Here is a 25,600-nt window from a genome sequence, read left to right as displayed (position 1 = left end):
AACTCCGCCAGCCTCCTTATCATAAAATTGAAGCTGTTGTATTTGCTTTCGCCAATCTGCAGATTAAAAGGTAAGGATTACTTAATGTATCGGCGTCTTATGTTCAATTTTTTGCAGTATATAGATACTGTATGTCTTTACAAAACTTCATCTACATCTAGATTTTTATCTAAATAAGCTGAACGCGCTTATAAAGCGTTACAAGACATCAAAAAATGCCAATACTCGACAGAGATAGTAAAAGACTAGCTAACTCGGGGATTCTTTGTCTTTTTTTCTGCTTGGTAAATTTCTTAAACATTTGCAGCGTAGGTTAGTTGCAATTAAAAGCAGCTTAATCTTGCTTGTCAAGCGTTTAAAACATAAAAAACGCCAATATTTTAAAGCGGATAATAACCCCAGGGCTTCTTTTGCCTTTTTTTTCGTTTGGTAAATTTCTTAATGTTTATAGCTAAACGACAATCGTCATCCCGCAGCGGGATCTATGCTTTGAGATACCGCGAATAAATCGCGGTATGACGTAGAGCTCGCGTTAGCTACACTTTTATGCTTACCAACTCAGTATCCAATCAAAATCCTGGATTTCAGTGTCAAGCACTGAAATAACACCGAAAGGGCTACTGCTGTCTTGGATGGAAACCAGTGTCAGCTACTTGAATCTGCCACGCAAATTGCCTGCAAATTGCAATGTTCGTACAGCTGTGCGTCATGCGCTGGAATGGCATCAAGGGGTAACTTTTTATTTAAACAATGATTGTAAAATGATTATAATAAGAGATCTATTGAAATTTTAAAGTTATTAAATATTGACGCTATATACTTAAGTGTTAAAATAGAATGAAAAGTTTTTAGGAGTTTATATGGCAGCAGGTGGGAAAGCAAAGACAGCTAGTAAAAATAACCCTACTCAGCGTAAGAAAGCTGAGCAAAAAATGTATAAAGATAAACCGGTAAAACCTGTTAGATATATAGATCGTGATTCGCGCATGAATTATATGTCTGCTCAATATGACAACGGCAATCTGGTTGAAGATGAGGTAAGCGGCAATCCTATAAAGTGGGAAGCTGTATAATAGTTGTGGTTAAAGTTACTATTAATTCTAAGGAATGTGAAGTAGAGCATGGGCTCACTATAATTCAAGCTTGTGAAGTCGTGGGCGTTAAAATTCCACGTTTTTGTTATCATGAGCGTTTAGCAATTGCTGGTAATTGCAGAATGTGTTTGGTTGAAGTGGAGGGTGGACCTCCAAAACCAGTAGCCTCTTGTGCAATGCCAGTTGCAGAAGGGATGGTTATTCACACTGATACCCCTAAGGTTAAAAAAGCACGTGAAGGTGTGCTTGAGTTTTTGCTAATTAACCACCCGCTTGATTGCCCAATTTGCGATCAGGGTGGTGAATGCGATTTGCAAGATATCACGATGGCTTATGGGAAAGGAACCAGCAGACTTGATGAGCATAAGAGGGCTGTGCCAAAAAAACACTTCGGACCACTGATTGAGACCGCGATGAATCGATGCATTCATTGCACTCGGTGTGTTAGATTTTTGTCTGATGTTGCAGGTACAAATGAACTTGGAGGAATCGGAAGGGGAGAAAATGTAGAGATTAGCACTTACATAAAAAGGCATATTAGTTCTGAATTATCCGGAAATATCATAGATCTCTGCCCGGTAGGAGCTTTAACTTCAAAGCCTTACTCCTTTACAGCGCGTCCATGGGAGCTATCACATTGTGAGACTATAGATGTGCTAGATGCTGTGGGTAGCGCAATTAGAGTTGATTATCGTGGCCCGGAGGTTATGAGGATATTACCAAGGCTGAGCGAAGAGGTAAATGAAGAATGGATATCAGATAAAACCCGCTTTGCATATGATGGACTAAAAGTTCAGCGTCTTGATCGACCTTATATAAAAAAAGATGGTAAATTAGCCCCAGTTGATTGGAATGAGGCATTAACTGTTGCTGCAAAGAAATTAAAGAATACAAAATCAAATAAAATAGCTGCAATTGCAGGTGATTTAGCAGATTGTGAGTCTATGCTTCTACTTAAAGAAATGATGCAGAAGCTCGGCTCGGGAAATATAGATTGCAGGCAGGATGGTGCAAAACTTATACCAAATAATCGTGGATCGTATGTGTTCAATACCACTATTGAAGGTATAGAGAATGCGGATTTGTGTCTGCTTATAAATACAAACCCAAGGATAGAAGCACCGATCATTAACGTAAGATTGAGAAAGAGATATTTACAGGGCAACTTTCCTGTTGCAAGTGTTGGTCCTAACATTGAATATTTGTATCATGTTGAGAAATTGGGCGATAATCCTGATATTTTGAGTGAAATAGCAAATGGAAATCATAAGTTCTGTAAGCTGCTGAGTGCTGCTCAGAGCCCTATGCTGATTATCGGTCAAGATGCATTAGTAAGAGACGATTCTGAATCAATTCTAATTCTAGCTGGCAAAATTGCAGAAGAATTTAACATGGTCAGAGATGACTGGAATGGCTTTAATGTGCTGCATAAAGCTGCAGCAAGAGTTGGTGGGCTAGATATTGGGTTTGTTCCTAAAAAAGGCGAAAGGGATATTAATCAAATATTGGAACATGCAGAAAGTGGTGAAATAGAAGTTGTTTATCTTCTTGGTGCAGATGAAATTGACACATCAAAGTTAGAAAACACATTTGTAATTTATCAAGGTCATCACGGTGATAAGGGTGCACATGTGGCAGATGTTATCTTGCCTGGTGCTGCATATACAGAAAAATATGCAACTTATGTAAACACTGAAGGTCGAGTGCAAAGAACAAATTTAGCTGTATTTCCTCCAGGTGAAGCAAAGGAGGACTGGTTAATTATTAAAAATCTCTCGCAATATTTGGATCTCTCCTTACCATATGATAGTTTATTTGACGTGAGAAAAAAATTAGATACTATCGGTCCACAGTTTAGAAATGCTGATCAAGTGATAAAAAACACATGGGTGCCAATTAGCAATGGTAAAATAAATTTAAGTGATACACCTTTTACTTTAAAGGAGTGTAATTTTTATATGACGGATTCAATAAGTCGCGCTTCAAAAATAATGGCAGATTGTACTAAAGCTTTTTATGAACACACTAGTTAATATTTTATTTATTTTAGTACCGCTACTACTTTCAGTTGCATATTTGACATACTTTGAGCGTAAGGTCCTTGCTGCAATTCAACTAAGGCACGGCCCGAGTGTAGTTGGACCTTTTGGGCTATTGCAGCCATTTGCAGATGCTATTAAGCTACTGATTAAAGAGCCGATAATACAATTTAGAGCGAGCACCATACTGTTCATTATGGCTCCAATGCTTACCTTTATCTTGGCATTAATTGCCTGGGCAGTTATACCGTTTGGTGCTGAAGTAATTGTAGAAAATGGCCAGCAAGTAGTTATTCCTAAGGTTATAGCAAATATTAATGTTGGAGTGCTTTACGTGCTAGCTATATCGTCGCTGGGAGTATACGGCGTGATTATTGCAGGCTGGTCAAGCAACTCCAATTATGCATTCCTTGGCGCTATACGGTCGGCTGCTCAGATGATTTCATATGAAGTTTCAATAGGCTTAATAGTTGCTGCAGTCGTTATTACCACTGGAACATTAAATCTTGGAGAGATGGTGGTAGCGAAACACAATATGCCATTTTGGGTTGATTTGCTACTAATGCCTATAGGAATAATATTTTTTATTTCTTTGCTTGCAGAAACTAATCGTCACCCATTTGATTTACCAGAAGCTGAAGCAGAGCTTGTCTCTGGATATAACGTTGAATATTCATCCATGCCTTTTGCCCTCTTTTTTCTTGGAGAATATGCAAATATGATTCTAGCAAGTGCTATGATGACGATATTCTTTCTAGGAGGATGGTATCCGCCGCTGGAGTTCAGTTTACTTTACAAAATTCCAGGTTTAATTTGGTTCATTTTGAAAATAGTTATACTTTTGTTTATATTTATTTGGATTAGAGCAACAATACCTCGTTATCGATATGATCAGCTAATGCGCCTTGGTTGGAAAGTATTTCTACCAATATCGGTGCTTTGGGTGATACTCATTTCAGGGGTGTTGCTCTTTACTGGGAACTTGCCTGGATCCAATGTTTAATTTTCCAAATACAAGATTAAGACGCAGGCGCTCGAGCAAATGGGTTCGCAATTTAACAAGTGAAAATAGTTTATCAGTAAATGATCTGGTTCTTCCTCTGTTTGTTCATGACAGAGAAGAAACAACTGAACCAATTTCTGGCTTACCAGGCGTAAAATGTTATTCAATAGATGGATTAGTGTCTATAGTTAAGGAAGCTAAAGATTTAGGAATTAATGCTGTTGCAATTTTTCCTGTAGTTGATAGTAAACTAAAATCTGAAAACGCTGAAGAAGCATATAATTCTGACAACTTAATCTGCAGAGCAATTTGTGCTGTAAAATTAAAGGTACCTGAAATTGGTATTATTGCAGACGTTGCACTGGATCCATACACTATTCATGGCCATGACGGCATTTTAAAAGATAATCAGATGGATGTAGAAAACGATGAAACTATATCAGTACTGTGTAAGCAAGCACTTGCTTTAGCGAAGGCAGGATGTGATATAGTTGCTCCTTCTGATATGATGGATGGTAGAGTAGGAAGAATCAGAAAATCATTAGATGATAACAACTTTCAAGACGTATTAATATTATCTTATGCAGTGAAATACTGCTCTAGCTTCTATGCTCCATTCAGGCAAGTCGTTGGTTCATGTGGGCTATCACATTCTATAGACAAAAGTGGTTATCAAATGGATTATAAAAATGCGCACGAAGCAATGTGCGAAATTGAAATGGATATAAATGAAGGTGCAGATTTTATTATGATTAAACCAGGTATGCCATATTTAGATATTATCAAAACAGCAAGTGATAAGTTTAATTTTCCGATTTTTGCTTACCAAGTAAGCGGTGAGTACGCAATGATAAAAGCTGCTGCAAATAATGGCTGGCTAGATTATGACAAGGTGATTTATGAATCTTTGATTGGTTTCAAACGTGCGGGTGCAAGTGCAATATTCACTTACGCTGCACTTGATATTGCAAAAAATTTAAGTGCATAAGCCCTATAAAATTATTAAATTTTTGGCGCACGTTCTTCTACTGTTGCTGCATATTACTTAAAGTTTTCCAATACATGTTTTAAGTTGTTGATAAGTCCGTTACAATACAGTATTATAAATAATATAAACCAAGTGTTACTTAGAACATGGGGATTTTTTTTAAATTTTTGGGAAAGATGCTAGGCAAGGTTTTTCCTGCTAAAACAGTAAGCTCTCTTTTAGGAATAGGATATTTACCAAGTTGGCAGAACTATTGGTCTTCTTTTTTAATATTATTTATTGTCGATGTTATATTAATTCTTACATATGGAGGCGAATACTTACTATATAAAATGCCAGGCTCAGGAATAGTTGTAGCTGCTGTTTTTACAAAATTGGCAATAGTTATGTTAGTAATGCAATTAATTGGAATATTTATTTTTCATGCTCAAGACCCTTCAGCAAACAGTGGTGAAGAAATAGTAATACAAATAGCGTCAGGGCAAGTACTGACTGTAGCACTTTCAATGCCGGCAATGATGTCGATTTATTATGCTGTAAGTAAACTCTATGGGAATATATGTAAGCAGATGTTTCAATGCCCATTTTGGTTTAATGATTTTATGCACTTTTTCTTTTTTCTTATGATACCTTACGTATTTTTTAATGTCGTAGAAGTGATAAAACCATGGCCAATAAGTTCAATACAGCTCAGCTATAATAATGCAATGTCAATTACATTTGAGGGGATTTTTCACACATTTTATGCGGTGATTTTACTGTATTTAACAGCATTTATATTCTGCGATTTAACTATGCATGATGCAATTGTCCTAAATAAAAGCATAATTCAGTATGTGAGGGAAAGTTCAGCAGTTTTAGGTGATTATTTACATGATACTGTTAAAAAAATAGGTATTGAATAGTACTTATTTATTTATATATTTAGTATAAAAAGTGTACAATTTGTGTGAACTTACAAAGTATAATAAAAGAGTTACAAGATTTTTGGGCTAGTGAAGGATGTGTTATACTTCACCCATACACATCTGAAGTTGGTGCTGGCACATTACATCCTGCAACAATTATGTCTGCAATTGATACAAAACCGGCAAAAATTGCATATCTACAACCAGTAATTAGGCCAGCAGATGGACGCTATAGTGATAATCCTAATCGTTTGTATCAACATCACCAATATCAAGTTATAATAAAGCCATCTGGTAATAATTTACAAGACGTCTATTTAGATAGCTTAAAAGTTCTTGGCATATCTACAGAAAAATATGATATTAAGTTTGTTGAAGATGATTGGGAAAATCCGAGCGTTGGTGCATCAGGACTTGGATGGGAAGTTACATGCAATGGAATGGAAGTAACACAGCTTACTTATATACAGCAAGTTGGAGGGATTGACTGCAAGATGATTCCTGGTGAGGTGGCATATGGGTTGGAACGTTTAGCAATGTGCATACAAGGTGTAGATAATGTTTACGATATAATTTGGAACGATAACGGTGTAACTTACGGAGATATTTTTAAACAAAGAGAATATGAATTTTCTTATCTAGCGTTAGATTATTATGATACTAAAGTGGTACAGCAGCAATTCGAAGATACGGAAAAATTGTGTAAGTTCCTTATTGAAAAGGAGCTACCAATGGCAGCCTATGACCAATGTATTAAAACTAGTCACCTACTTAATCTGCTTGATGCAAGAGGTGTGCTTGGTGTGAATGAACGTACAGCTTATATTGGTAAAGTTAGAGAGCTAACAAAAAAATGTTGTGAATTGTACATGAGTAAATAGCGTATGTCGTTGCAGTTATTATTTGAGTGCCTTTCAGAAGAAATACCACCGAGAATGCAGAATGTAGTTGCAACTCAAGTTAAAAGCTGTATTGCCAATGTTTTTAACAAAAATAATGTAAAATTTACATCAATGGAGGTTTTTATAACGGCACGTCGCATTACCCTATTTGTCGACAACATAAATGCTTTGGAGCTAAAGGATTCCAATAACGAAGTTAAGGGACCAAACATTAACGCACCAAAAAGTGCTATCGAAGGTTTTTTAAGAAAATATCAGAAAAATGAAGAAGATTTGCTCGTTCGAAAAGTAAATAATGAGGATTTTTACTTCATTAAAAGAGAAAGCTGCTCATTTAACATCAGAGAATTCCTCAAAAATCAACTGGAGGAAATGCTCAAAAACTTTTCTTGGTTGAAGAGCATGAGATGGGGCGAAGGAAAAGAAAGGTGGGTTAGGCCAATCAAAAACATTTTATGCATTTTAAATGACGAAATAATACCTGTGTCTTTTGCAGGGATCACAGCATCTAACACAACATATGGCCATCGATTTCTCTCAAGTGGTACAGCGTTAACTGTTAAAGCACCTAAAGACTATTTTGAATTGCTAGAAAAAAACAGTGTAATTCTCCAAATGGACAAAAGAAAGCAATTTATACTAGATCAGATTAATAAATTCACAAAAGAGCAGAATTTACAACTTGAGAAAAATGATTATTTACTAAATGAATTGACAGGGCTTATAGAGTGGCCAATCGTACTGTTTGGTGAAGTGAATCAAGAAAAGTCATTTGGATTACCGAAGGAAGTAATACTTAGTATAGTTAATACACAACAAAAATACCTTGCTTTAAGTAATGGAAAGAGAATTTCACACTTTGTCACTGTTGTCAACGTCAACAATGGTGAAGTTGTTAAAGGGCACGAAAGAATATTAGAAGCACGTCTTGCTGATGCCCAATTTTTAATATCTCAAGATAAAAAGGAAAATCTAGATTATTATGTCAAAAAATTAGGTTCGATATTATTTCATGCTTCACTTGGCAGCGTGGGGGAAAAGGTGAAGCGTATTACGGCTCTGTCAAAGTATATAGCTATATTTATTCCACATGCTTCGCTGATAAAAGTTGAACGTGCTGCATATTTGGCAAAAGCTGATTTGGCAACATCGATAGTCAGAGAGTTTCCAGAATTACAAGGAGTAATGGGTGGATATTATGCTTCTTATTTTCAAGAAGATAAAGAAGTAGTGGAAGCTATAACTGAGCATTATAAGCCAATCGGGCCAGAGCAGGAGTGTCCTAAATCTCCTTCTGCAATTGCTGTGTCAATTGCAGACAAAGTGGATAGCTTAGTTGGTTTAATTGCAGCAGGTGAGAAAATCTCTGGTTCGTATGATCAATTTGGTTTGCGGAGAATGACAATTGGTATAATTAGGACAATACTTGAAAATAATTTGCATGTTCCAATTAGGCTAATGATAGACAAGTCAGTATCTTTATATTCAAGGCTTCTATTTAATAAAAATACAGCGTCAGTTGATAAGCCGAATAGAAAACAAATTTCAGAACTAGTATTTAGATTTTGCTTAGAAAGATTCAAGGTTATTTTAAAAAATAGAGATATAAGGCAAGATGTTGTAGATTCAATACTATATAAAATCGATATTAATGATCTGCTGACAGCAGAAAAGCGAACTGTTATATTGGATCGTTATCTTAGTACTCCAGAAGGTGAACAAATTCTAAGCACTTACAAAAGAGTCAGTAACATGATGAGCAAAGCAAGGAAAAGTGATGGCACTACTTATAGTGCATCTTACGGTAAGAGGTTTTTGATTGAAAGTGAAGAAATTGCGCTATCAAATTGTGCTATAACTGCTTGTAAAAACATAAAACAAGCGATAAAAAATAACCACTTTAATGTAGCACTTGATGAACTTGCTGGTTTTGCTCCGTTTATCAATCAGTTTATGGACAGTATAAAGATTAACTGTGATTCTGATAAGCTGAGAAGAAACAGATTATCTTTGCTTGAAAATGTAGTTTCCATCTTTCATTTAGTAGCAGATTTTAACCTCATACAGGTTAAACAATGGATAAATGCTCAGGCAATATAAAGAACAAATCAAATCATCTCCACAATCCTGTGGCGTGTATAAGATGGTTGGAGATAAGAATAAAGTTTTATATGTTGGAAAAGCAAAAAACTTAAAGTCAAGGTTATCCGACTACCTTCAATTCGAAAACCTTTCTGAACGAATTAGAGTTATGCTCTTACAGGTTATTAAGGTTGAAATATTCATCACTGAGAATGAAATCGAAGCACTGCTTCTTGAAGCACAGCTAATAAAATCATTGAAACCACTTTATAATATTGTGCTCAAGGATGGAAAATTTTATCCTTATATAACAATTTCCAAGCACGATTATCCAAGAATAGCAAAATATAGAGGCAAATTTAAGAAAAATGAGTTTCATTATTATGGTCCCTTTACATCTGCCGCTGCTGTTAAGCAAACTATATTGTCATTGCAAAAAGCTTTTCTCCTAAGAGTATGTTCAGATCAATACTTTTCCTCAACAAAAAGACCATGTATTGAATATCAAATTAAGCGCTGCTCAGCACCATGCATAAACAAAATCACAAAAGACGACTACTGCCAATCAGTAAAACAGGCACGAAATACATTGCTTGGAAGAAATAAGGAAGTGAAAGAACAGTTACTTTTCACAATGAGAAAGTGCAGCAGTGAAGAAAACTATGAGCTTGCTGCTATATATAGAGATCGGGTAAAGTTTCTTGAGCAAATTCAAATACAGCACACGGATTTTTCTTTTGAAAAAGATGCAGATTTCTTCAGTATTGTACGTGAAGAGGATCTAGCATGTATTAGTGTGTTATCGTTTAGAAATAAAGACAACTACGGCAGCACTCCTTACTTTGCCGAGAACTGTGGTGATCACTCAAATGATGAAATTTTATCCACCTTTTTGGTCAATTTTTATAATTCAGCTAACATACCTCCAATACAAATTTACGTTCCAGATTCTATTGTGGATAAGGAAATTATAGAACAAGCACTATATAAGGTTGCTCAAAAGCCAGTAAAAGTTCTGCATGCAAAGAATAAAAAAGAGCGTGATTTATTGAAATTTGTTTATGATAACTCTCAGCATAGCTTAGAGCAGAAGCTTATCGATTATAGAAATAACCTAGAAAAGCTTGAGGAGCTTAGCAAAATCTTCTTGTTACCAAACATTCCAAAGCGTATCGAGGTTTATGATAATAGCCATATTTCTGGAAGCCAGCAAATTGGTGTGATGATTGTTGCAGGGCAGGAGGGTTTTTTAAAGAGTGAGTACAGAAAATTTACTATAAAGGAAAAATTTTCAGGCGATGACTATAAAATGATGAGGGAAGTGCTAACCAGACGTTTCTCCGGCAATATAAAAGGCATAATACCTGATTTTTTACTGATTGATGGTGGACCAGGACATGTTTCCATAGTACAGAATGTACTGGAAGTATTGAATATAAACGTTCCTTTTGCTTGTATGGCAAAAGGTCCTGATCGTAACGCAGGAAATGAAAGATTTTATATGCTGGGCAGGGAAGAATTTAGTCTGGCAAATGACAGCAAAGTCATGCTTTACTTACAATCGCTGCGTAATGAAGCCCACCGTTTTGCGATAACTTCACATAGAAAAAAACGCGATAAACAGTTTATAGTTTCACAATTAAGCAAAATACCCGGCATTGGCAACAAAAGAAAAAAAGCGTTGATGTCTTATTTTGGTTCAGTGAAAAATATAAGCAAAGCTTCTCTGGCTGAAATTCAAAACGTACCTGGAATTAGTAAAGGTTTAGCAGAAGTCATTCTTAAATACGTGAATTATAAGAGAGGAGTACTGGAATGACACAAAACCCGTTTTATTATTAGGGAATTTATATCTTAAAACCGCAAAAAAAGGTGTGCGTATTTGTGAAAAAAAATCTCCATAAAATTTGTGAAGCAATGTGGTGGGACTAGTGCGATTCGAACGCACGACCTTCAGATTAGGAGTCCAACGCTCTATCCTGCTGAGCTATAGTCCCGTATTTCCTACCATTCATGTAAAGTTATAGCAAAAAATCCTTTCTTTTCTAGATTTCTTGCATAACCAATTTATGACGACAAAAAACATTTCTGTACTTCTTGAGTATAATGCTATTATATTTAATAACATGGTTTAAGTAAGATTAATGCTAGTTAACAATGTTGGTTATTTCTATAACAATCAAAACGACTTTACTTTAAGCAATATAAACATTAAAGTAAAGAAAGGAAATGTTGCATGTTTATTGGGGCATTCTGGCTGTGGCAAGTCAACAATTTTGAAATTAATTGCGGGGATAGAAAATCCAAAATCTGGAACTATTTTTATAAATGATAGGTTAGTTGCAAGTAATAAGGCATCAGTCGCTATAGAGCATAGAAATATCGGATTGATTTTTCAGCATTCTGCATTATTTCCTCATAAAACAGTAGTAGAAAATATAACCTTTGCTATCCGCAGCTCTTCCAAGAGAGAAAAGCACCTAATTGCATTGGAAATCTTGAAGTTACTCAATATAGAAAAATATGAAAATATGTACCCTAACGCCTTATCTGGAGGACAGCAACAATTAGTTGCAATAGCAAGAGTGATGGCACAAAACCCTGATGTTGTGTTGTTAGATGAACCATTTTCTAATTTAGATATACTGCTCAAGTGCCGAATAAGACAACATATATTGTCCCTTTTTAGAAGTAAAAATATCCCTGTGCTAATGGTAACTCATGACCCGCAAGAAGCATTGAAAGTTGCAGATTTTATCTACGTAATGAAAAATGGTAAAATTATTCAATCAGGAGTTTCTAGCGATATATACCATAAGCCTAAAGATGATACGCTAGCAAAGTTTTTTAGTGAGCTCTCTTCTACTCTACAGTTAAGCGAAAAGTTTCCACTTATTCGCTGCAAGAAAATAATCTAGTTTGGGATTGTTATAAAATAATTAAAAAACCTTGATTTATAATTAAATAAAGGTGATATAATCTATGTGTTACTTGACTTCAGTCAAGTTTTAATATTTAAAGGTCAATATTTTAAATGGAGGTGAAAATGAGTTTAGGACCATGGCAATTGTTTCTAGTCTTAATAATAATTTTAGTTCTGTTTGGTGCAGGCAGATTACCGCAAGTTATGGGTGATTTAGGAAAAGGCATCAAAAACCTTAAACAGGAGCTTAAGGACTCAGAAAAATTATCGTCTAATGAACCAGATCGTTAGCGTCCTCATACTTCGTGACATGCACCTTAGTGCATGTCATCTGTTTAAAAACTTAGTCAGGTTAAAGAATGAAAGAGATGAAGTGTTGGTATGAAATAAATAACAAATATTGAAATACAGCAACAACTATGTTAGCTTAAGAGGAATATTTTATTAAAGGATAATTGTGCAAAAAAGTGAGAAACTAACTAAAGATAAAAAACTAGCTTCTGATATTCTAAAAGAGGTTGCAGATACCAATAACAATGATAGCAATAAAGTAACTTTGTTTGACATTAAAACAGCTTTGCATGAGCGCGGTTTTGGTATTTTAATAATCATCTTCTCCTTGCCGCTATCGGTGCCTATACCGGTTCCACCTGGTTATACAACTATTCTTTCTATACCTTTAATCTTATTCTCACTGCAGCTTCTATTTGGATTTGATTCTCCTTGGATGCCCAGTTGGCTAGAAAGAAGATCTTTTCAGCGTTCAACACTAGCTCTTGTGGTAGAGAAAACTTCCCCTGTATTAGAAAAAATAGAAAAATTCATGAAGCCAAGACTGTCTTTCATTTTCTATGGGCCTGGTGAGAAGATTCTGGCTTTTATGATGTTGCTTTGTGCAATAATAATAGCTCTTCCATTACCTTTTACTCACTTCCTTCCTGCAATTGGCACAACTCTTATTTCACTTAGCATTATGAGTAAAGACGGGTTTCTATCCATATTGGGAGTTTTAGTATCATTGTGCGCGTTGTTGCTTACTCTTGTTGTAATAGTCAAAGGACCACAACTTATAACCGGAGCACTTTCTCTTCTTAAAAGCTTTACAACACTTTAACAAAAGAACGAATTACTAGCGCAAAATGAATAATGCATATTGAAATAAAACAATAATTGTGTTAAGAATTATTTTTATCAAAGGTTTTTCGTGTCAAAAAATGATAAGTTGACTAAAAGTGATAAATTAGCTTCTGATATTCTAAAAGAGGTTGCAGATACCAATAACAATGATAGCAATAAAGTAACTTTGTTTGACATTAAAACAGCTTTGCATGAGCGCGGTTTTGGTATTTTAATAATCATCTTCTCCTTGCCGCTATCGGTGCCTATACCGGTTCCACCTGGTTATACAACTATTCTTTCTATACCTTTAATCTTATTCTCACTGCAGCTTCTATTTGGATTTGATTCTCCTTGGATGCCCAGTTGGCTAGAAAGAAGATCTTTTCAGCGTTCAACACTAGCTTTTGTGGTAGAGAAAACTTCTCCAGCATTAAAAAAAATAGAAAAGTTCATGAAACCAAGAATGTCTTTTATTTTCTATGGGCCCGGTGAAAAGATTTTAGCTTTTGTAATGTTGCTTTCTGCATTATCGATAGCTCTTCCATTGCCTCTTACTAACTTCATTCCTGCAATTGGTACGACTCTTATTTCGCTTGGCATTATGAGTAAAGATGGGTTTCTATCCATATTGGGAGTTTTAATATCATTGTGTGGGCTATTGCTTACTCTTGTTGTAGTAGTCAAAGGGCCACAACTTATCATTGGGGCATTTTCTTTTCTCAAAAGCTTCGTATATGGTTAGGCTTTACAACACCTTAACAAAAAAAAAGGAGCTTTTTACACCTATCGATAAAGATCATGTGAAAATGTATGTTTGCGGACCAACAGTATATGACACAGCACATATAGGCAATGCACGGTCTGTTGTTGTGTATGATGTGTTATTTCAGCTACTTAAGTTTTGTTATGGCAAAGTTACCTATGTGCGTAACATAACCGACATTGATGATAAGATAATTAATGCAGCAAGTGAAAAAAATAGCAACATAGAAAGTATCAGCACATATTACACCAAGGCTTTTCATGAAGATATGAGAAGCATAAATTGTGCAGAGCCAACACACGAGCCAAAAGCAACGAAAAACGTAGATTATATTATAAAATTAATTGAACATTTGCTGCAATCAGGCCACGCTTATGAATCTGACAAACATGTGTATTTTAATATAGAATCTTACCATGAATATGGTGCTTTATCAGGAAAAAAAACTGATGAATTGGTTCCAGGTAGCAGAGTTGAAGTTAATGAAAATAAAAAGCACCCGGGAGATTTTGTGCTGTGGAAGCCTGCAAATGATATTGACTACAAACTTTCAAGTTATTGGAATAGCCCATGGGGAGAGGGCAGACCTGGATGGCATATAGAATGCTCAGCAATGTCATATGCTTACCTTGGCAAAGATTTTGATATTCATGGTGGCGGCATAGATTTACAATTTCCTCACCATGAAAATGAAATTGCACAGAGTAAGTCTGCATTTGCTGGATCAATGTTTGCAAAATACTGGATACATAACGGTTTTCTTACAGTAAATGAAGAGAAAATGAGCAAGTCCTTATTTAATATAGTCAAAGTAAGAGATTTGCTAGATAGTGGAATAAAGGGTGAAGTAATACGCTATGCACTGCTCAAAACTCACTACAGAAAACCACTTGATTGGACAGAAAACGTTATTTCTGACGCACAGGAAACCTTAAATAAATTTTATCGGCTATCACGTGGTTTAGATACAATAAATATTGATGAAAGTAACGCAGAGATTTCTAAAGATTTTATAGACGCTTTAAAAAACGACTTAAACATTCCTGAAGCTCTAGCTATATTACATGAAATGGCTGCAAAAATTAACAAAATGAGTAATGAAAGTGAAAAGCTAAAATTAACTGAGAGTTTTGTTAAGAGTGCCAGATTTATTGGTCTTCTTGAGTCAAGTTATGAAAAGTGGTTTGCTGTGGATGTAAATCATCAAGAAATAGAAAGGTTGATAGACTTAAGAAAAATTGCAAAAAAAAATAAAAATTACGATACTGCAGACAAAATAAGGGATCAGTTGAAACAAATGGGGATTACAATTTCTGACAATGAAGATGGTACAACAACCTGGTAAACTCATATGGAAAATTACTTTCTGTTATTCACAGATAGTCTAGTATCATCATTAGTCTTACCCATACATCAAGGTTTTGTGTTCAATACCATGCTTTATTTCAGGTCGTATCACACTCCACTACTGATGTTATTTTTTGGAGTACTAGGATCAAGCCTTGGTGGAATAGTTAACTGGTATTTAGGTAGAATAACAATCTCTATACGAAAATCATACCGCAAACTAGAGAACGAGCATAAAACACCAAAAATCGTAAAAAATCTACTGATTTGTGCAGTTACATTACTTTCATGGGTGCCAGCACTTGGAAGTGTGATTCAAATTTTATCAGGTTATTTTAAGTTAAACCTTTATACCCTTGCCCCTTTAATCATTCTATCTAATTTCTTCTATTTGTTATATCTAATACTTACTTTTGGAGTATAACAGCTATAGTACTACAGCCATTAAAGCCCACTTCTGTCATCCTATGCCCTGATAGAAGCGGAGCTATAAATTAAATGCAAAATTTCAGTAGTCACAGGATGGATGCACCATGAGCTAAAAGCCATTCCACAAGATCCCTATGATCAAAATCAGTGGCATAATGTAATGCTGTCATTCCCCTATTATTCTTAGCATTAACATCTGCTTTGCGTTTTAGTAGCACTCTAGCCGTGTCAAAATTTCCCATAATAGCAGCAAAGTGTAGCGGAGTGTTGCCATTTTCATCTTTAGCGTTAACATCATCCCCTTCTTTAATGAAGTATTTTGTTAATTTTTCACTTCCAATTTTAGCAGCATGGTGCAGTGGAGTTTTATTGCATTCGTTCTTAACACTAACATTTGTGGTGTGTTTCAATAGTGTCTTAGCTAAAGCAACCATACACATCCCATCGTCAATAGAATTTGTATCACGAGCTGAAAGTAACTCCACAAGTTCTTGGTGATCAAAATCAGTGGCATAATGCAATGCTGTCATTCCCCTATTATTCTTAGTATCAACATCTGCATTGTGTTTTAGTAGCACTCTAGCCGTGTCAAAATTTTCCATAATAGCAGCAAAGTGTAGCGGAGTGTTGCCATTTTCATCTTTAGCGTTAACATCATCCCCTTCTTTAATGAAGTATTTTGTTAATTTTTCACTTCCAATTTTAGCAGCATGGTGCAGTGGAGTTTTATTGCATTCGTTCTTAACACTAACATTTGTGGTGTGTTTCAATAGTGTCTTAGCTAAAGCAACCATACACATCCCATCGTCAATAGAATTTGTATCACGAGCTGAAAGTAACTCCACAAGTTCTTGGTGATCAAAATCAGTGGCATAATGCAATGCTGTCATTCCCCTATTATTCTTAGTATCAACATCTGCATTGTGTTTTAGTAGCACTCTAGCCGTGTCAAAATTTCCCATAATAGCAGCAAAGTGTAGCGGAGTGTTGCCATTTTCATCTTTAGCGTTAACATCGGCACCTTTTTCAATGAGGCATTCTATCGTTTCTATACTTCCACTTCTAGCAACATAGTGCAGCGAAATTCTATTTTGTTCGTTCTTAACATTAACATCTACATTATGTTCTAATAGTACCTTAGCTACGGCAACCCTACCCATCTTAGTAGCAAGATGTAGCGAAGTATCGCCATCTTTATCCTTAGCATTAACATCTGCATTATGTTTTAATAGTACCTTAGCCACGTCAACCCTATACATCATAGTAGCCCAGTGTAACGCAGTGAAGCCACTTTCATCTTTAGCGTTAATGTCCGCCCCTTTGCCTATAAGGTATTCTACTATATCAACCCTTCCATCATAAACAGCCTGATGTAACGGAGTGATACCATATCTGCTCTTAGCATTGACATCTGCACCCTTATTGATAAAATATTGCACTATGTCCAATCCTCCACTCTCAACAGCTGAACACAATGGAGTGCTGTCAGATCCATCCCTAGCATTAACAATACAATTAAATTTATCTGGGTGTTTTTCTTCCATATGTGTTAATACGCACCTAACTGCCTCATAACTGCCACTTTCGGCAAGTGAATGCAACGGTGTATATTTCCATTTACCATAAATAGGATTAAAGTAAAATTCGTCAATTAACTCACCATACTTACTCACATATCCCCAAACAGATGCAACAATAGAATTATCTATTAATACATCATAACTGTTTATCAATTCTAGAGCTTTCCTTAAGACCTCTTCTTCTCGGCCTTTCTCTTGTAATTTTAATCTAGTCACCTTTTGCACTAGTCTGTAAATATTTACTACTCCTTTCCTTAATTTAATCATTGAATATCGATTAAGTAACTCAACAGCATTCCACAACGCTTCTTTATCATTAGCTACTTGCTGTGAAAAGATTTCTTCTATATAAATCTCATTAGGAGAAAAATAGGCCATTATCTCGAGAATGCTCAATGCTTCCGGCCCAAATTTTTTTTGCACTATAGCATCAATTGTAATTTTCCAAGTTATGAAAGTTGCCTTAGCATAACGATCACTTTTATATTCGGACTTAAAGTCAAGTAGCTTCTCTGCTATCTTTTCACACTTTTTCAGATAGCCACCAACTCTAATCCTTTTTCTACCCCTATGACTAAATACAATATTTTCTTCACTAATATATGTAACCGCTAGTTTTAAAGCCAATTGGGAATATTGTAGTTCCTGTGCTAGCTTTTTTATTTCCTTATTCTGTAAATTGTTTTCTATATTCAAAGCCCTTTTAACAAATTCTAAAGCTTCTATTTCATCAAATTCATCTGATTCTTCTATATCTCCTTCTTCTCTTGCTTTCGATTTTTTGTCACGAGGACCATAAGGTTTCTTATGGGGTCTTTGCTTGTTATTTTGCGCTGTTACAGCTGCATGTATTTCATTCAGTGTTTTACTATCCTTATGCTGTTGTTTTGCTATTTTATCAATTCCTTTATTCCCTTTCTTTACCCCTCGTTCTATCCCACATGGAGTGCTGGCCCATAGCTCCACTTTTTGGAAAAATTCTTTTCCTTCTTCTGGCGAAAGAAAACGTCCTTTTATATCTTTCACCCAGTCTGATATTTTCTCCAGAAGGTCATTGCAAAAGATTTCATTGTCACCAACATAGCCAAACTTTTTGGCCAATCTACCACTCATCTCACCTTTAAACAATTCTTTTAGCTGACTTTCATTGGGCAAATTAACCGCAAACACTAGTTCATTTAAAAAGTCTTCGACTTCTTTATCACTGACTTCTCTACCTACCTTACCCTTTATAAAATCCTTATTTTCCTGCAAGTATGAGATAATACTATTATCAAATTTATATCTTACACCATCACCTACATCCAGAAACTCATCTTGTGTGTCTATTCTTATAACTGAAATTTCCTTTTCTTTATTCTTTCCACTCGACATCATTCTCAGCTTTCTCACTTCATGTTGTGCTGAATCTGTGAAATCAAAATCAATATTCGTAACAATAGCAAAATACTTCATCTCACCCTTAAACTTTCCATTACTTTTGATCTTTAAATAAGCAATAAAGTATTTCAACAAATTAAACTCACCACTCTTTGTTAATAAGCTACCTACACTGATTTTTTCAGTTCCATCTTGTTTGTGTTTGACTTGCACAAACCTATGTATTGTTGTTTTATTTTGCTTACATTGGAGAACAACATCATCAAAGCCTGCAGCTGACTTCAATTCTGTAGCTAAGCGGAAAGGACATTTTTTATCCATCACACGCATGAGAAATAATATGAGCCACAACTCTTGATAGTCAATACCATGGCGAGAACATTTTGCCCCCTAAACAGGATGATCTTCAAGCATCCTCAACCTCACATAATTTTAAAAATAGTACCAACAAATGGTAAAAAATTATATGTCATGATATACAGATATCGTAGCGTAAATCTGAGAATATCTACGAGATGTGCTGTTATGTAAATAAAAAAATGTGACTAATTACTTAATCTTTCACTCAAAATTGAATTCACGACATCAGGGCTGGCTTTTCCCTTGGTAAGTTTCATAACTTCGCCGACAAAGAATCCGTATAACTTTGTTTTACCGCTTTTGTATTCTTGAACTTTATCTTGGTTGTTATTGATGATTTTGTCGATAACTTCTGATATTTGACCTCTATCGGTTATTTGTTTTAGGCCTTGCTCTTCTATAATTAAAGATGCAGGTTTGCCAGTTTCAAACATACTATCGAATACCTGCTTGCCAAGTTTAGCAGAGATTGTTCCATCAACGATAAAATCTAAGAGTTCGGACAAAGCATTTGCTTTGATTGGGGAGCTCACAATATCAATACCTGCTTTATTCAAACGACCAAAAAGCTCTACGGTTAACCAGGTAACGGCGAGCTTTGAATCATGTTTTTTTATCAATTCCTCAAAATAATCAGCAATTGCTTTATCGGAGGTAATGACGTTTGCATCGTATTCATTGATACCCAATTCCTCAATGTATCGCAGCTTTTTTTGATCTGGCAACTCGGGCAAAGATGATTGAATTAAATCAATTTTATCCTGGCTTACCTCAACAGGTAATAAATCAGGCTCAGGGAAGTATCTATAATCGCTTGCATCCTCTTTGCTTCTCATCACTTTTGTTTTTCCCGAAGCAACGTCAAACAATAAGGTATCTTGACTTATTTCTTCTCCACTTTCTAAAATTTCAATTTGTCTTTGTATTTCATAGTCTATAGCTTGCACAATATAACGTATCGAGTTCAGATTTTTTATTTCACAACGAGTGCCAAATGTACTACTGCCTTTTAGGCGGACAGAAACATTTGCATCACAACGAAGTGATCCCTTTTCCATATCACCATCACACGAACCAATGTAACGCAAAATCTGCCTCAATTTTTTCATGCATTCTGCAGCTTCCGCAGATGAACGGAGATCTGGTTCTGAAACAATTTCCATTAAAGCAACCCCTGCACGATTTAAATCTACATAAGTTTTGCTTTCCTCATGAACGCTCTTTCCTGCATCTTGCTCTAAATGAATTCTCGCAATTCTTATTTCCTTTTCATTGTCGTTGATAAATACTCTACCATTTTTAACTATTGGCTCAAAAAACTGGGTTATCTGGTAACCTTGCGGTAAATCAGGATAAAAATAATTTTTCCGATCAAAGTAAGAATACTTATTAATTTCTGCAGAAAGTGCAAGACCAGTGCGTATTGCTTGCTCTATGCAGTAATAATTTAGTATTGGCAGCGTACCTGGCATTGCCGCATCAACTAGAGAAACTTGAGTGTTATGCTCAGCACCAAATTCCGTTGATGAGCTAGAAAATAGCTTCGTATTAGAAGAAACTTGAGCATGCACCTCAAGCCCAATTACCGCTTCCCAATCCTCTTTCGTCATGTATTTTATTTAAATGATAATCTTAATATTCTGCAAAATTAGCACAAAAAGTCAAAACAAAACTCATGTTAGCTAAGTGGTATGCAGATTGTTTTACCCATAGAAACGGGTTAAATGCAAAAGATTACTTGACAAGCTTCGCCAGCCCTCTTATCATAAAATTGAAGCTATTTATTTATCTTCTCTGTACAGATTAAATGACAAAAAAACTCACGTATCTGGCGTCTCATGTTTAATTTTTTGCACTATGTGCACCTTATGTCTTTATCAAACTTCTACCTACATAAGCTGAAACGCGCTTATAAAGCGTTTAAAACATAAAAAAACGCCAGCTTAAAAAATGGATAGTGAATAACTAGCTACCCTAGGGTTTCTTTTGCCTTTTTTTCTGTTTAGTAAATTTCTTAACGTTTATAATTTAGATTAGTTGCGGTTTAAAAGCAACTGAATCGCGGTTATTAAGTGTTTAGAATAAAAAAACGCCATACTTGAAAGTATAATGTAAGTAACTAGCCAACCACGGGGCTTCTTTTGCCTTTTTTTTCGTTTGGTAAATTTCTTAATGTTTGTAGCTAAACGATAACCGTCATCCCGCTACTTGTTAGCGGCCGAGATACCGCGAATGAATTGCGGTATGACGTAGGATTGCTGTCATTCCAGTGTCAAGCACTGGAATGACATCATAGGGGCACTGCCCTTTTGGATGGAAACCAGTGTCAGCTACTTAGATGATACCTTTTTTCTACTTAGTTTGGGTTATGCAAGAAGTCTATTGCATTCCTGAGCAATTTGATTCATTATTCTTTTTGTAAAAAATTTTCTTAACTTTCTCTCCACTTTTTTGGTAAGGTCACTTTAAAGGAAGTCTAATAGATGCTACATAGAAATCCAGATGAGTTTCTAAAGTCTATTCCAAAAGATAAGCGCATAATGTGCCTTGACATGGGAGAAAAGCAAATAGGCATAGCATTTAGCGATAAAACACAGCTCATAGCCACAGCTCATAGCATATATCACAGAAAAAATATGAGCAAAGATTTAGGTTATCTGCATAGAATATTCAAAGAAAATGAATCTGGATCAATGGTAATAGGACTACCATTAAAAATGGACGAGCAAGAAACTAAATGGTGTAAAACTATAATCCAATTCGCAAATAAAATAATAAAAAAATATAAAGTAAATATATACTTACAAGACGAAAGCTTCTCAACATCTATCGCAACTCATACACTAAAAATTACTGGAATATCAATCACAAAATCGAAAAAAATAGATGATAAAATCTCCGCATGTATTATTTTGCAACGAACGTTAGACAAGATAAATACAATCAAATAGTTTTTCCAGATCTGGAAATCTTCAAACTGAATCCCATATAAAAGTTACTCAACAAAACAAGAACCTTTCGTATAAGCATGACAAATTGCTACAGCAAGAGCGTCAGCAGCATGGTGGCATTTTATACTCAAATTTTTAACTATTTGCTTCACCATAAATATAATCTGATCCTTATCAGCATGGCCATTTCCGGTAATGCTTTTTTTTACATAGTTTGCATCATATTCATTCATAGTTAGCTTTGTTATTTTTAACGCTAAAATTACAACCCCTCTTGCATATCCTAAAGTTAGTGAAGATTTAGGATTTTTATTAACAAAAATTTTCTCCACCGCAGCTTCATTCGGAGAGTATAGGGAAATTACTTTCTTTAATTGTTCAAAAATTATATGTAGGCGTTCACCTGTACCCAATTTACCATCAGTTGATATGGTACCGCCGCCCAAAAATTCAATATTATTTTTTTCGTTCAGGCTGATAATGGCCCACCCAGTCTTGCTTATTCCTGGATCTAGACCTATTATTTTAACCACTTAATAAACGCTTAACCAATAGACAAACAAAAATAAAAATATCCAGACTACATCTACAAAGTGCCAATACCAGGAGGCAAACTCAAAGCACAAATGGTCCTGAAGTGTAAATTGGCCTTTCCGTGCTCTAAATAAACACACTGATAAAAATATTATTCCTATTATAACGTGTGCGCAGTGAAAACCGGTAATCATATAAAAATTGGATGTATAAATAAGCTTTTCTCCTGTTTCTTGTAGAGAAAAACTCGCTTCATGATACTCTATTGCTTGCACTATTATAAAAAAAACTCCAAGCAATATAGTTATGGACAGCATTTTAATCATGCTCTTTTTATCATTTTTAAGTAAAGAGTGATTTGCCCAAGTAATTGTTGTACCAGAAAGCAATAATATTAATGTATTCATGAATGGTAGTGACCACGGATCAGGTGGCAAAATTCCCTCAGGGGGCCATTCAACTTTTTTTGCAGGAGAAAACGCCTCAAATAAAAAAACTGGATCAAGCCAGGCTTTAAAGAATGAACAAAAGAACACTATAAAAAATACGACCTCCGAGAGAATAAACAAGTACATTGCAAATTTGAGTCCATGTTTTACAATGGCAGTGTGACATTTGTCATAAATGGCCTCCCTTATTACATCTCTCCACCAATAAAACAGCACCCCTGATACTGCGGAGATTCCCAAAACTAAACAAAACATTCCGACAATTTGTTTATGAAGCGCGCCAACTAATCCAAGTGCAAGAATAAGAATTGCTGCTGATACAGCAATTGGCCAAGGGCTTGGATCCACTAAATGAAAATCATGTTCTTTACTTTTCATAGCATTTTAAAAAATACTTATTAAGGATACAAATTAGCTTAAAATTGTCAATGTTCCTTAGGAAATTGATTGAATCTTGAAAAATTATATGCACCGTTCAAAAAATCTAACACAAATTGTGCAGTTATTCTAAACAACTCAAGCATTCTGCTCTTTTCGTTTTCTCTTGCTCTGCTGCAATATCCATCAACAATATTTTCCAAAATAATGCATCCAGACTTTACTGAATCACTGTAACAAAAATTAAACCAATCCCTATATCTATTATTTTTCTTGAATCTATTTTTCATGCTATCAACGACAGTCTCGTATATAAACATGCAAGAATACAAAACCGTCATAGCCTCATAGGTATTACTATGCGAGATGGATAAAAGAAAATTAGTGAAATTAAAACACTCAAGAGATTTCTTTTCGCGACTTATACCGTACATAGTAAAGTAGTAGTCATATAGCATTCTATTAACAGTCACTACTCTTTGGGCTACTTCAGCAAGCGAGATAATACTACTATAATCTTCCATTTTGGATGCAGTAATTAAGGTGGTACGAATATAATCACCTAAGAACAACGTCTTTTGTTGAGCATAGAATTTGAAGTTCTCTATATTTAGGGTGTTATTCGCTAACTCAACATTAAAAGGATGCTCAATTATATCCTTTAAAAGATTTGACCCGTAACAGCTCCTAATTATGCCACTGAACACTGTAGTTACCGATAAAAGATCAAGTTAACGTAAATAATCCGCTGCTAATATTCTTTGCTAGATATATTAGAGTAATATGCCTCATCCCAAAACATTATTTCTAATTCCAGCCCTTTCTTAAAAAACTCATACATCCTCTTTTTTTCACAGTCACTAGCTTTTTTATATAGCTTATTTGTAATATCAGTAACCTCATCAATTACAGCATTTACTGTTTCGCTACTATAAATGTTGATCCACTCTTTGTATTTGTTATTTTTAACCCCTTTAGTTGTTATCTCATTTACCATATGGCGTATAACGATTTGGTATATGTTAAAGCAAGAATAAGATGCTACTAAAGCTTCATTAACAGAATTGTGATATGCGGCACTCATGAAAAAGTCAGTAAAGGCAGAACAAGCTCTTGACTTTTTGTGATCATCAGATAGATCACAATCTTCAAAATATTTTTTATACTGTTCTCGAACATAAAATGCTCCTTGTGCCAAATTGATTAAACTACTCATCATTTCAATATCATCAACTCTAGCTGCAACAATTAAAAAAGCACGAGCGCAATCTATACAATACAGAAAATCCTGCTGAAGGTAGAATTTGAATTTTTCATAATCTAATGTATTATTTATCAATTCAACATTAAAAGGGTGTTCTTTTATTTTATCAATAAGATCAGAAAACTCTTTTAGAGGTTGTCCGGAAACAAGTAAAAGGCTATAATATCTGAAATTTTAGTACGGGGTAAAGATGAGAAAAAAGTATCCAACAGATCTAAGCGAAAGGGAATGGGCAAGAATAGAAAAACACTTCAGAGTATCATACAAGAAAGGAGGAAGGCTGCCAAAGTATAGCAAAAAAGAAATATTAGAAGCAATTTTCTATGTATTGCGTACAGGGTGTCAATGGCGGTATTTACCAAATGATTTTCCGCTATGGAAGACTGTGTATGAGCAGTTCAGGCAATGGAAGAAGCAGGGAATTTTTGAGAAAATGAATTATGAAATTACAAAATATAGTAGAAGAAAAATAGGAAGGAATGAGCAGCCGAGTGCCTGTATAGTAGATAGTCAATCTGTAAAGACTACAGAAAAGGGGGGATCAAAGGCTATGATGGAAGTAAAAAAGTAAAGGGTAGAAAAAGGCATATAATTACAGACACTCAGGGTTTTATACTAGGTTGTTACGTAGGCGCTGCTAACGAAAATGATAGAGATGGTATTAAAATAGCATTAAACAATATGAGAACAAAATATACTAAAGTTAAAAAAATGTGGGCTGACATGGGATACCAAGGAAGAAATTTAAAGAATCACACAAAGGAAGAATATGACATAGATATTGAAATTGTTAAAAGGCCTCCATGTAGATTTTGGGTGCACAAAGATACGCCACCTGAGCTACTACCAACAAGAGAACAAGGGTTTAAAGTACAGCCAAGAAGATGGGTTGTAGAAAGGACTTTTGCTTGGGTTAATAGGAATAGAAGGCTATCGAAGGAGTATGATTTACTCACAACATCCACTGAGAATTTCATATACCTAGCTATGAGTAGGGTTATGTTAAAGAGGGAATATGCTTGAATTTACTAGTTTCCGGACAACCTCTTACAATTACGTTGTACAGTTCTCCTTCTATTTCGTTATACACTTTATAAGCCTCACAAT

The 25,600-nt window shown here is 35.1% G+C and carries 22 protein-coding genes and 1 tRNA gene; 16 read left to right on the top strand and 7 right to left on the bottom strand.

Annotation, left to right across the window (positions count from 1 at the left end):
* Positions 1–860 precede the first annotated feature (860 nt).
* The 8 genes from ACQH3L_RS02145 (at position 861) to uvrC (ending at position 10,835) form a co-directional block, all read left to right on the top strand.
* Positions 861–1,073 (top strand): hypothetical protein, encoded by a 213-nt coding sequence (locus ACQH3L_RS02145; RefSeq protein ID WP_006279675.1) that lies wholly within the window; start codon positions 861–863, stop codon positions 1,071–1,073.
* 5 nt (positions 1,074–1,078) lie between these two features.
* Positions 1,079–3,127 (top strand): NADH-quinone oxidoreductase subunit NuoG, encoded by a 2,049-nt coding sequence (nuoG, locus tag ACQH3L_RS02140; RefSeq protein ID WP_425385004.1) that lies wholly within the window; start codon positions 1,079–1,081, stop codon positions 3,125–3,127.
* Positions 3,111–4,136 carry an NADH-quinone oxidoreductase subunit NuoH gene (nuoH, locus tag ACQH3L_RS02135; RefSeq protein ID WP_425384929.1) on the top strand — a complete coding sequence of 342 codons (1,026 nt, stop codon included), beginning with the start codon at positions 3,111–3,113 and terminating at the stop codon, positions 4,134–4,136. Before nuoG ends, nuoH begins: the two co-directional genes overlap by 17 nt.
* Positions 4,129–5,124, top strand: a complete 996-nt coding sequence (gene hemB / locus ACQH3L_RS02130; protein WP_010962401.1) for a porphobilinogen synthase — start codon at positions 4,129–4,131, stop codon at positions 5,122–5,124. Before nuoH ends, hemB begins: the two co-directional genes overlap by 8 nt.
* 146 nt (positions 5,125–5,270) lie before the next feature.
* Complete coding sequence (locus tag ACQH3L_RS02125) at positions 5,271–6,029, top strand: phosphatidylglycerophosphatase (RefSeq protein ID WP_425384928.1); 759 nt, start codon at positions 5,271–5,273, stop codon at positions 6,027–6,029.
* Between the two features lie 44 nt (positions 6,030–6,073).
* Positions 6,074–6,913, top strand: coding sequence for a glycine--tRNA ligase subunit alpha (locus ACQH3L_RS02120; protein WP_010082308.1), 840 nt, complete (start codon positions 6,074–6,076; stop codon positions 6,911–6,913).
* A gap of 3 nt (positions 6,914–6,916) precedes the next feature.
* On the top strand, positions 6,917–9,034 hold the full coding sequence (gene glyS, locus ACQH3L_RS02115; protein ID WP_038199670.1) for a glycine--tRNA ligase subunit beta: 2,118 nt from the start codon (positions 6,917–6,919) through the stop codon (positions 9,032–9,034).
* Positions 9,018–10,835 (top strand): excinuclease ABC subunit UvrC, encoded by a 1,818-nt coding sequence (gene uvrC / locus ACQH3L_RS02110; RefSeq protein ID WP_010082305.1) that lies wholly within the window; start codon positions 9,018–9,020, stop codon positions 10,833–10,835. Before glyS ends, uvrC begins: the two co-directional genes overlap by 17 nt.
* Positions 10,836–10,936: 101 nt before the next feature.
* Here the strand turns inward: uvrC and ACQH3L_RS02105 are convergent.
* A tRNA-Arg gene (locus ACQH3L_RS02105) sits at positions 10,937–11,013 on the bottom strand.
* Between the two features lie 147 nt (positions 11,014–11,160).
* Here ACQH3L_RS02105 and ACQH3L_RS02100 point away from each other — a divergent pair.
* From ACQH3L_RS02100 to ACQH3L_RS02075, 6 genes are all read left to right on the top strand, one after another.
* The gene (locus ACQH3L_RS02100; RefSeq protein WP_425384927.1) at positions 11,161–11,934 is read left to right on the top strand and encodes an ABC transporter ATP-binding protein; all 774 of its coding nucleotides are present in this window, start codon (positions 11,161–11,163) and stop codon (positions 11,932–11,934) included.
* A 128-nt stretch (positions 11,935–12,062) separates the two neighbouring features.
* Entirely contained in the window at positions 12,063–12,230 is a 168-nt protein-coding gene (tatA, locus tag ACQH3L_RS02095; RefSeq protein ID WP_006013840.1) for a twin-arginine translocase TatA, read from the top strand.
* Between the two features lie 166 nt (positions 12,231–12,396).
* A complete protein-coding gene (locus tag ACQH3L_RS02090; protein WP_010962397.1) occupies positions 12,397–13,053 on the top strand; it encodes an exopolysaccharide biosynthesis protein in 657 nt (218 codons plus the stop codon).
* A gap of 90 nt (positions 13,054–13,143) precedes the next feature.
* On the top strand, positions 13,144–13,800 hold the full coding sequence (locus ACQH3L_RS02085) for an exopolysaccharide biosynthesis protein (RefSeq protein WP_425384926.1): 657 nt from the start codon (positions 13,144–13,146) through the stop codon (positions 13,798–13,800).
* On the top strand, positions 13,793–15,166 hold the full coding sequence (gene cysS / locus ACQH3L_RS02080; protein ID WP_010082300.1) for a cysteine--tRNA ligase: 1,374 nt from the start codon (positions 13,793–13,795) through the stop codon (positions 15,164–15,166). The genes ACQH3L_RS02085 and cysS overlap by 8 nt, the downstream gene beginning before the upstream one ends.
* A 6-nt stretch (positions 15,167–15,172) precedes the next feature.
* Positions 15,173–15,592, top strand: coding sequence for a YqaA family protein (locus tag ACQH3L_RS02075; protein ID WP_010962395.1), 420 nt, complete (start codon positions 15,173–15,175; stop codon positions 15,590–15,592).
* Positions 15,593–15,683: 91 nt separating this feature from the next.
* On the opposite strand, the gene ACQH3L_RS02070 is transcribed toward ACQH3L_RS02075, so the two are convergent.
* On the bottom strand, positions 15,684–18,878 hold the full coding sequence (locus ACQH3L_RS02070) for an ankyrin repeat domain-containing protein (RefSeq protein ID WP_425384925.1): 3,195 nt from the start codon (positions 18,876–18,878) through the stop codon (positions 15,684–15,686).
* A 224-nt stretch (positions 18,879–19,102) separates the two neighbouring features.
* Entirely contained in the window at positions 19,103–20,527 is a 1,425-nt protein-coding gene (gene gatB / locus ACQH3L_RS02065) for an Asp-tRNA(Asn)/Glu-tRNA(Gln) amidotransferase subunit GatB (protein WP_010962393.1), read from the bottom strand.
* Between the two features lie 873 nt (positions 20,528–21,400).
* On the opposite strand from gatB, the gene ruvX reads away from it, so the two are divergent.
* Positions 21,401–21,868 (top strand): Holliday junction resolvase RuvX, encoded by a 468-nt coding sequence (gene ruvX / locus ACQH3L_RS02060; protein ID WP_010082183.1) that lies wholly within the window; start codon positions 21,401–21,403, stop codon positions 21,866–21,868.
* Between the two features lie 44 nt (positions 21,869–21,912).
* Here the strand turns inward: ruvX and ruvC are convergent, their stop codons facing one another.
* The 4 genes from ruvC to ACQH3L_RS02040 are packed head-to-tail and all read right to left on the bottom strand — an operon-like array spanning position 21,913 to position 24,568.
* Positions 21,913–22,401 carry a crossover junction endodeoxyribonuclease RuvC gene (gene ruvC, locus ACQH3L_RS02055; protein WP_038199503.1) on the bottom strand — a complete coding sequence of 163 codons (489 nt, stop codon included), beginning with the start codon at positions 22,399–22,401 and terminating at the stop codon, positions 21,913–21,915.
* The gene (locus tag ACQH3L_RS02050; protein WP_006279354.1) at positions 22,402–23,229 is read right to left on the bottom strand and encodes a cytochrome c oxidase subunit 3; all 828 of its coding nucleotides are present in this window, start codon (positions 23,227–23,229) and stop codon (positions 22,402–22,404) included. It lies immediately after the preceding gene.
* A 47-nt stretch (positions 23,230–23,276) separates the two neighbouring features.
* Entirely contained in the window at positions 23,277–23,936 is a 660-nt protein-coding gene (locus tag ACQH3L_RS02045) for a TenA family protein (protein WP_010962391.1), read from the bottom strand.
* Between the two features lie 44 nt (positions 23,937–23,980).
* Positions 23,981–24,568 (bottom strand): TenA family protein, encoded by a 588-nt coding sequence (locus ACQH3L_RS02040; RefSeq protein WP_223823049.1) that lies wholly within the window; start codon positions 24,566–24,568, stop codon positions 23,981–23,983.
* A gap of 115 nt (positions 24,569–24,683) precedes the next feature.
* Here ACQH3L_RS02040 and ACQH3L_RS02035 point away from each other — a divergent pair.
* Positions 24,684–25,516 (top strand): IS5-like element ISWpi1 family transposase gene (locus tag ACQH3L_RS02035; RefSeq protein ID WP_425384643.1). Its coding sequence is split into 2 segments (ribosomal slippage): positions 24,684–25,053 and positions 25,053–25,516, totalling 834 coding nucleotides; the frame shifts between segments, so codons are not numbered across the junction.
* Positions 25,517–25,600: the final 84 nt, after the last annotated feature.

The sequence above is a fragment of the Wolbachia endosymbiont (group A) of Sturmia bella genome (assembly GCF_964030905.1).
Classification (GTDB): Bacteria; Pseudomonadota; Alphaproteobacteria; order Rickettsiales; family Anaplasmataceae; genus Wolbachia; species Wolbachia pipientis.
This window is presented reverse-complemented; position numbering and strand designations above follow the sequence as displayed.

Coding starts and splice junctions, on each gene's coding strand:
- hemB (WP_010962401.1), top strand. CDS start 4,129: ATGTTTAATTTTCCAAATACAAGATTAAGACGCAGGCGCTCGAGCAAA.
- glyS (WP_038199670.1), top strand. CDS start 6,917: ATGTCGTTGCAGTTATTATTTGAGTGCCTTTCAGAAGAAATACCACCG.
- ACQH3L_RS02050 (WP_006279354.1), bottom strand. CDS start 23,229: ATGAAAAGTAAAGAACATGATTTTCATTTAGTGGATCCAAGCCCTTGG.
- ACQH3L_RS02070 (WP_425384925.1), bottom strand. CDS start 18,878: ATGGATAAAAAATGTCCTTTCCGCTTAGCTACAGAATTGAAGTCAGCT.
- uvrC (WP_010082305.1), top strand. CDS start 9,018: ATGCTCAGGCAATATAAAGAACAAATCAAATCATCTCCACAATCCTGT.
- ACQH3L_RS02100 (WP_425384927.1), top strand. CDS start 11,161: ATGCTAGTTAACAATGTTGGTTATTTCTATAACAATCAAAACGACTTT.
- ruvX (WP_010082183.1), top strand. CDS start 21,401: ATGCTACATAGAAATCCAGATGAGTTTCTAAAGTCTATTCCAAAAGAT.
- gatB (WP_010962393.1), bottom strand. CDS start 20,527: ATGACGAAAGAGGATTGGGAAGCGGTAATTGGGCTTGAGGTGCATGCT.
- ACQH3L_RS02125 (WP_425384928.1), top strand. CDS start 5,271: ATGGGGATTTTTTTTAAATTTTTGGGAAAGATGCTAGGCAAGGTTTTT.
- tatA (WP_006013840.1), top strand. CDS start 12,063: ATGAGTTTAGGACCATGGCAATTGTTTCTAGTCTTAATAATAATTTTA.
- ACQH3L_RS02075 (WP_010962395.1), top strand. CDS start 15,173: ATGGAAAATTACTTTCTGTTATTCACAGATAGTCTAGTATCATCATTA.
- cysS (WP_010082300.1), top strand. CDS start 13,793: ATGGTTAGGCTTTACAACACCTTAACAAAAAAAAAGGAGCTTTTTACA.
- nuoH (WP_425384929.1), top strand. CDS start 3,111: ATGAACACACTAGTTAATATTTTATTTATTTTAGTACCGCTACTACTT.
- ACQH3L_RS02145 (WP_006279675.1), top strand. CDS start 861: ATGGCAGCAGGTGGGAAAGCAAAGACAGCTAGTAAAAATAACCCTACT.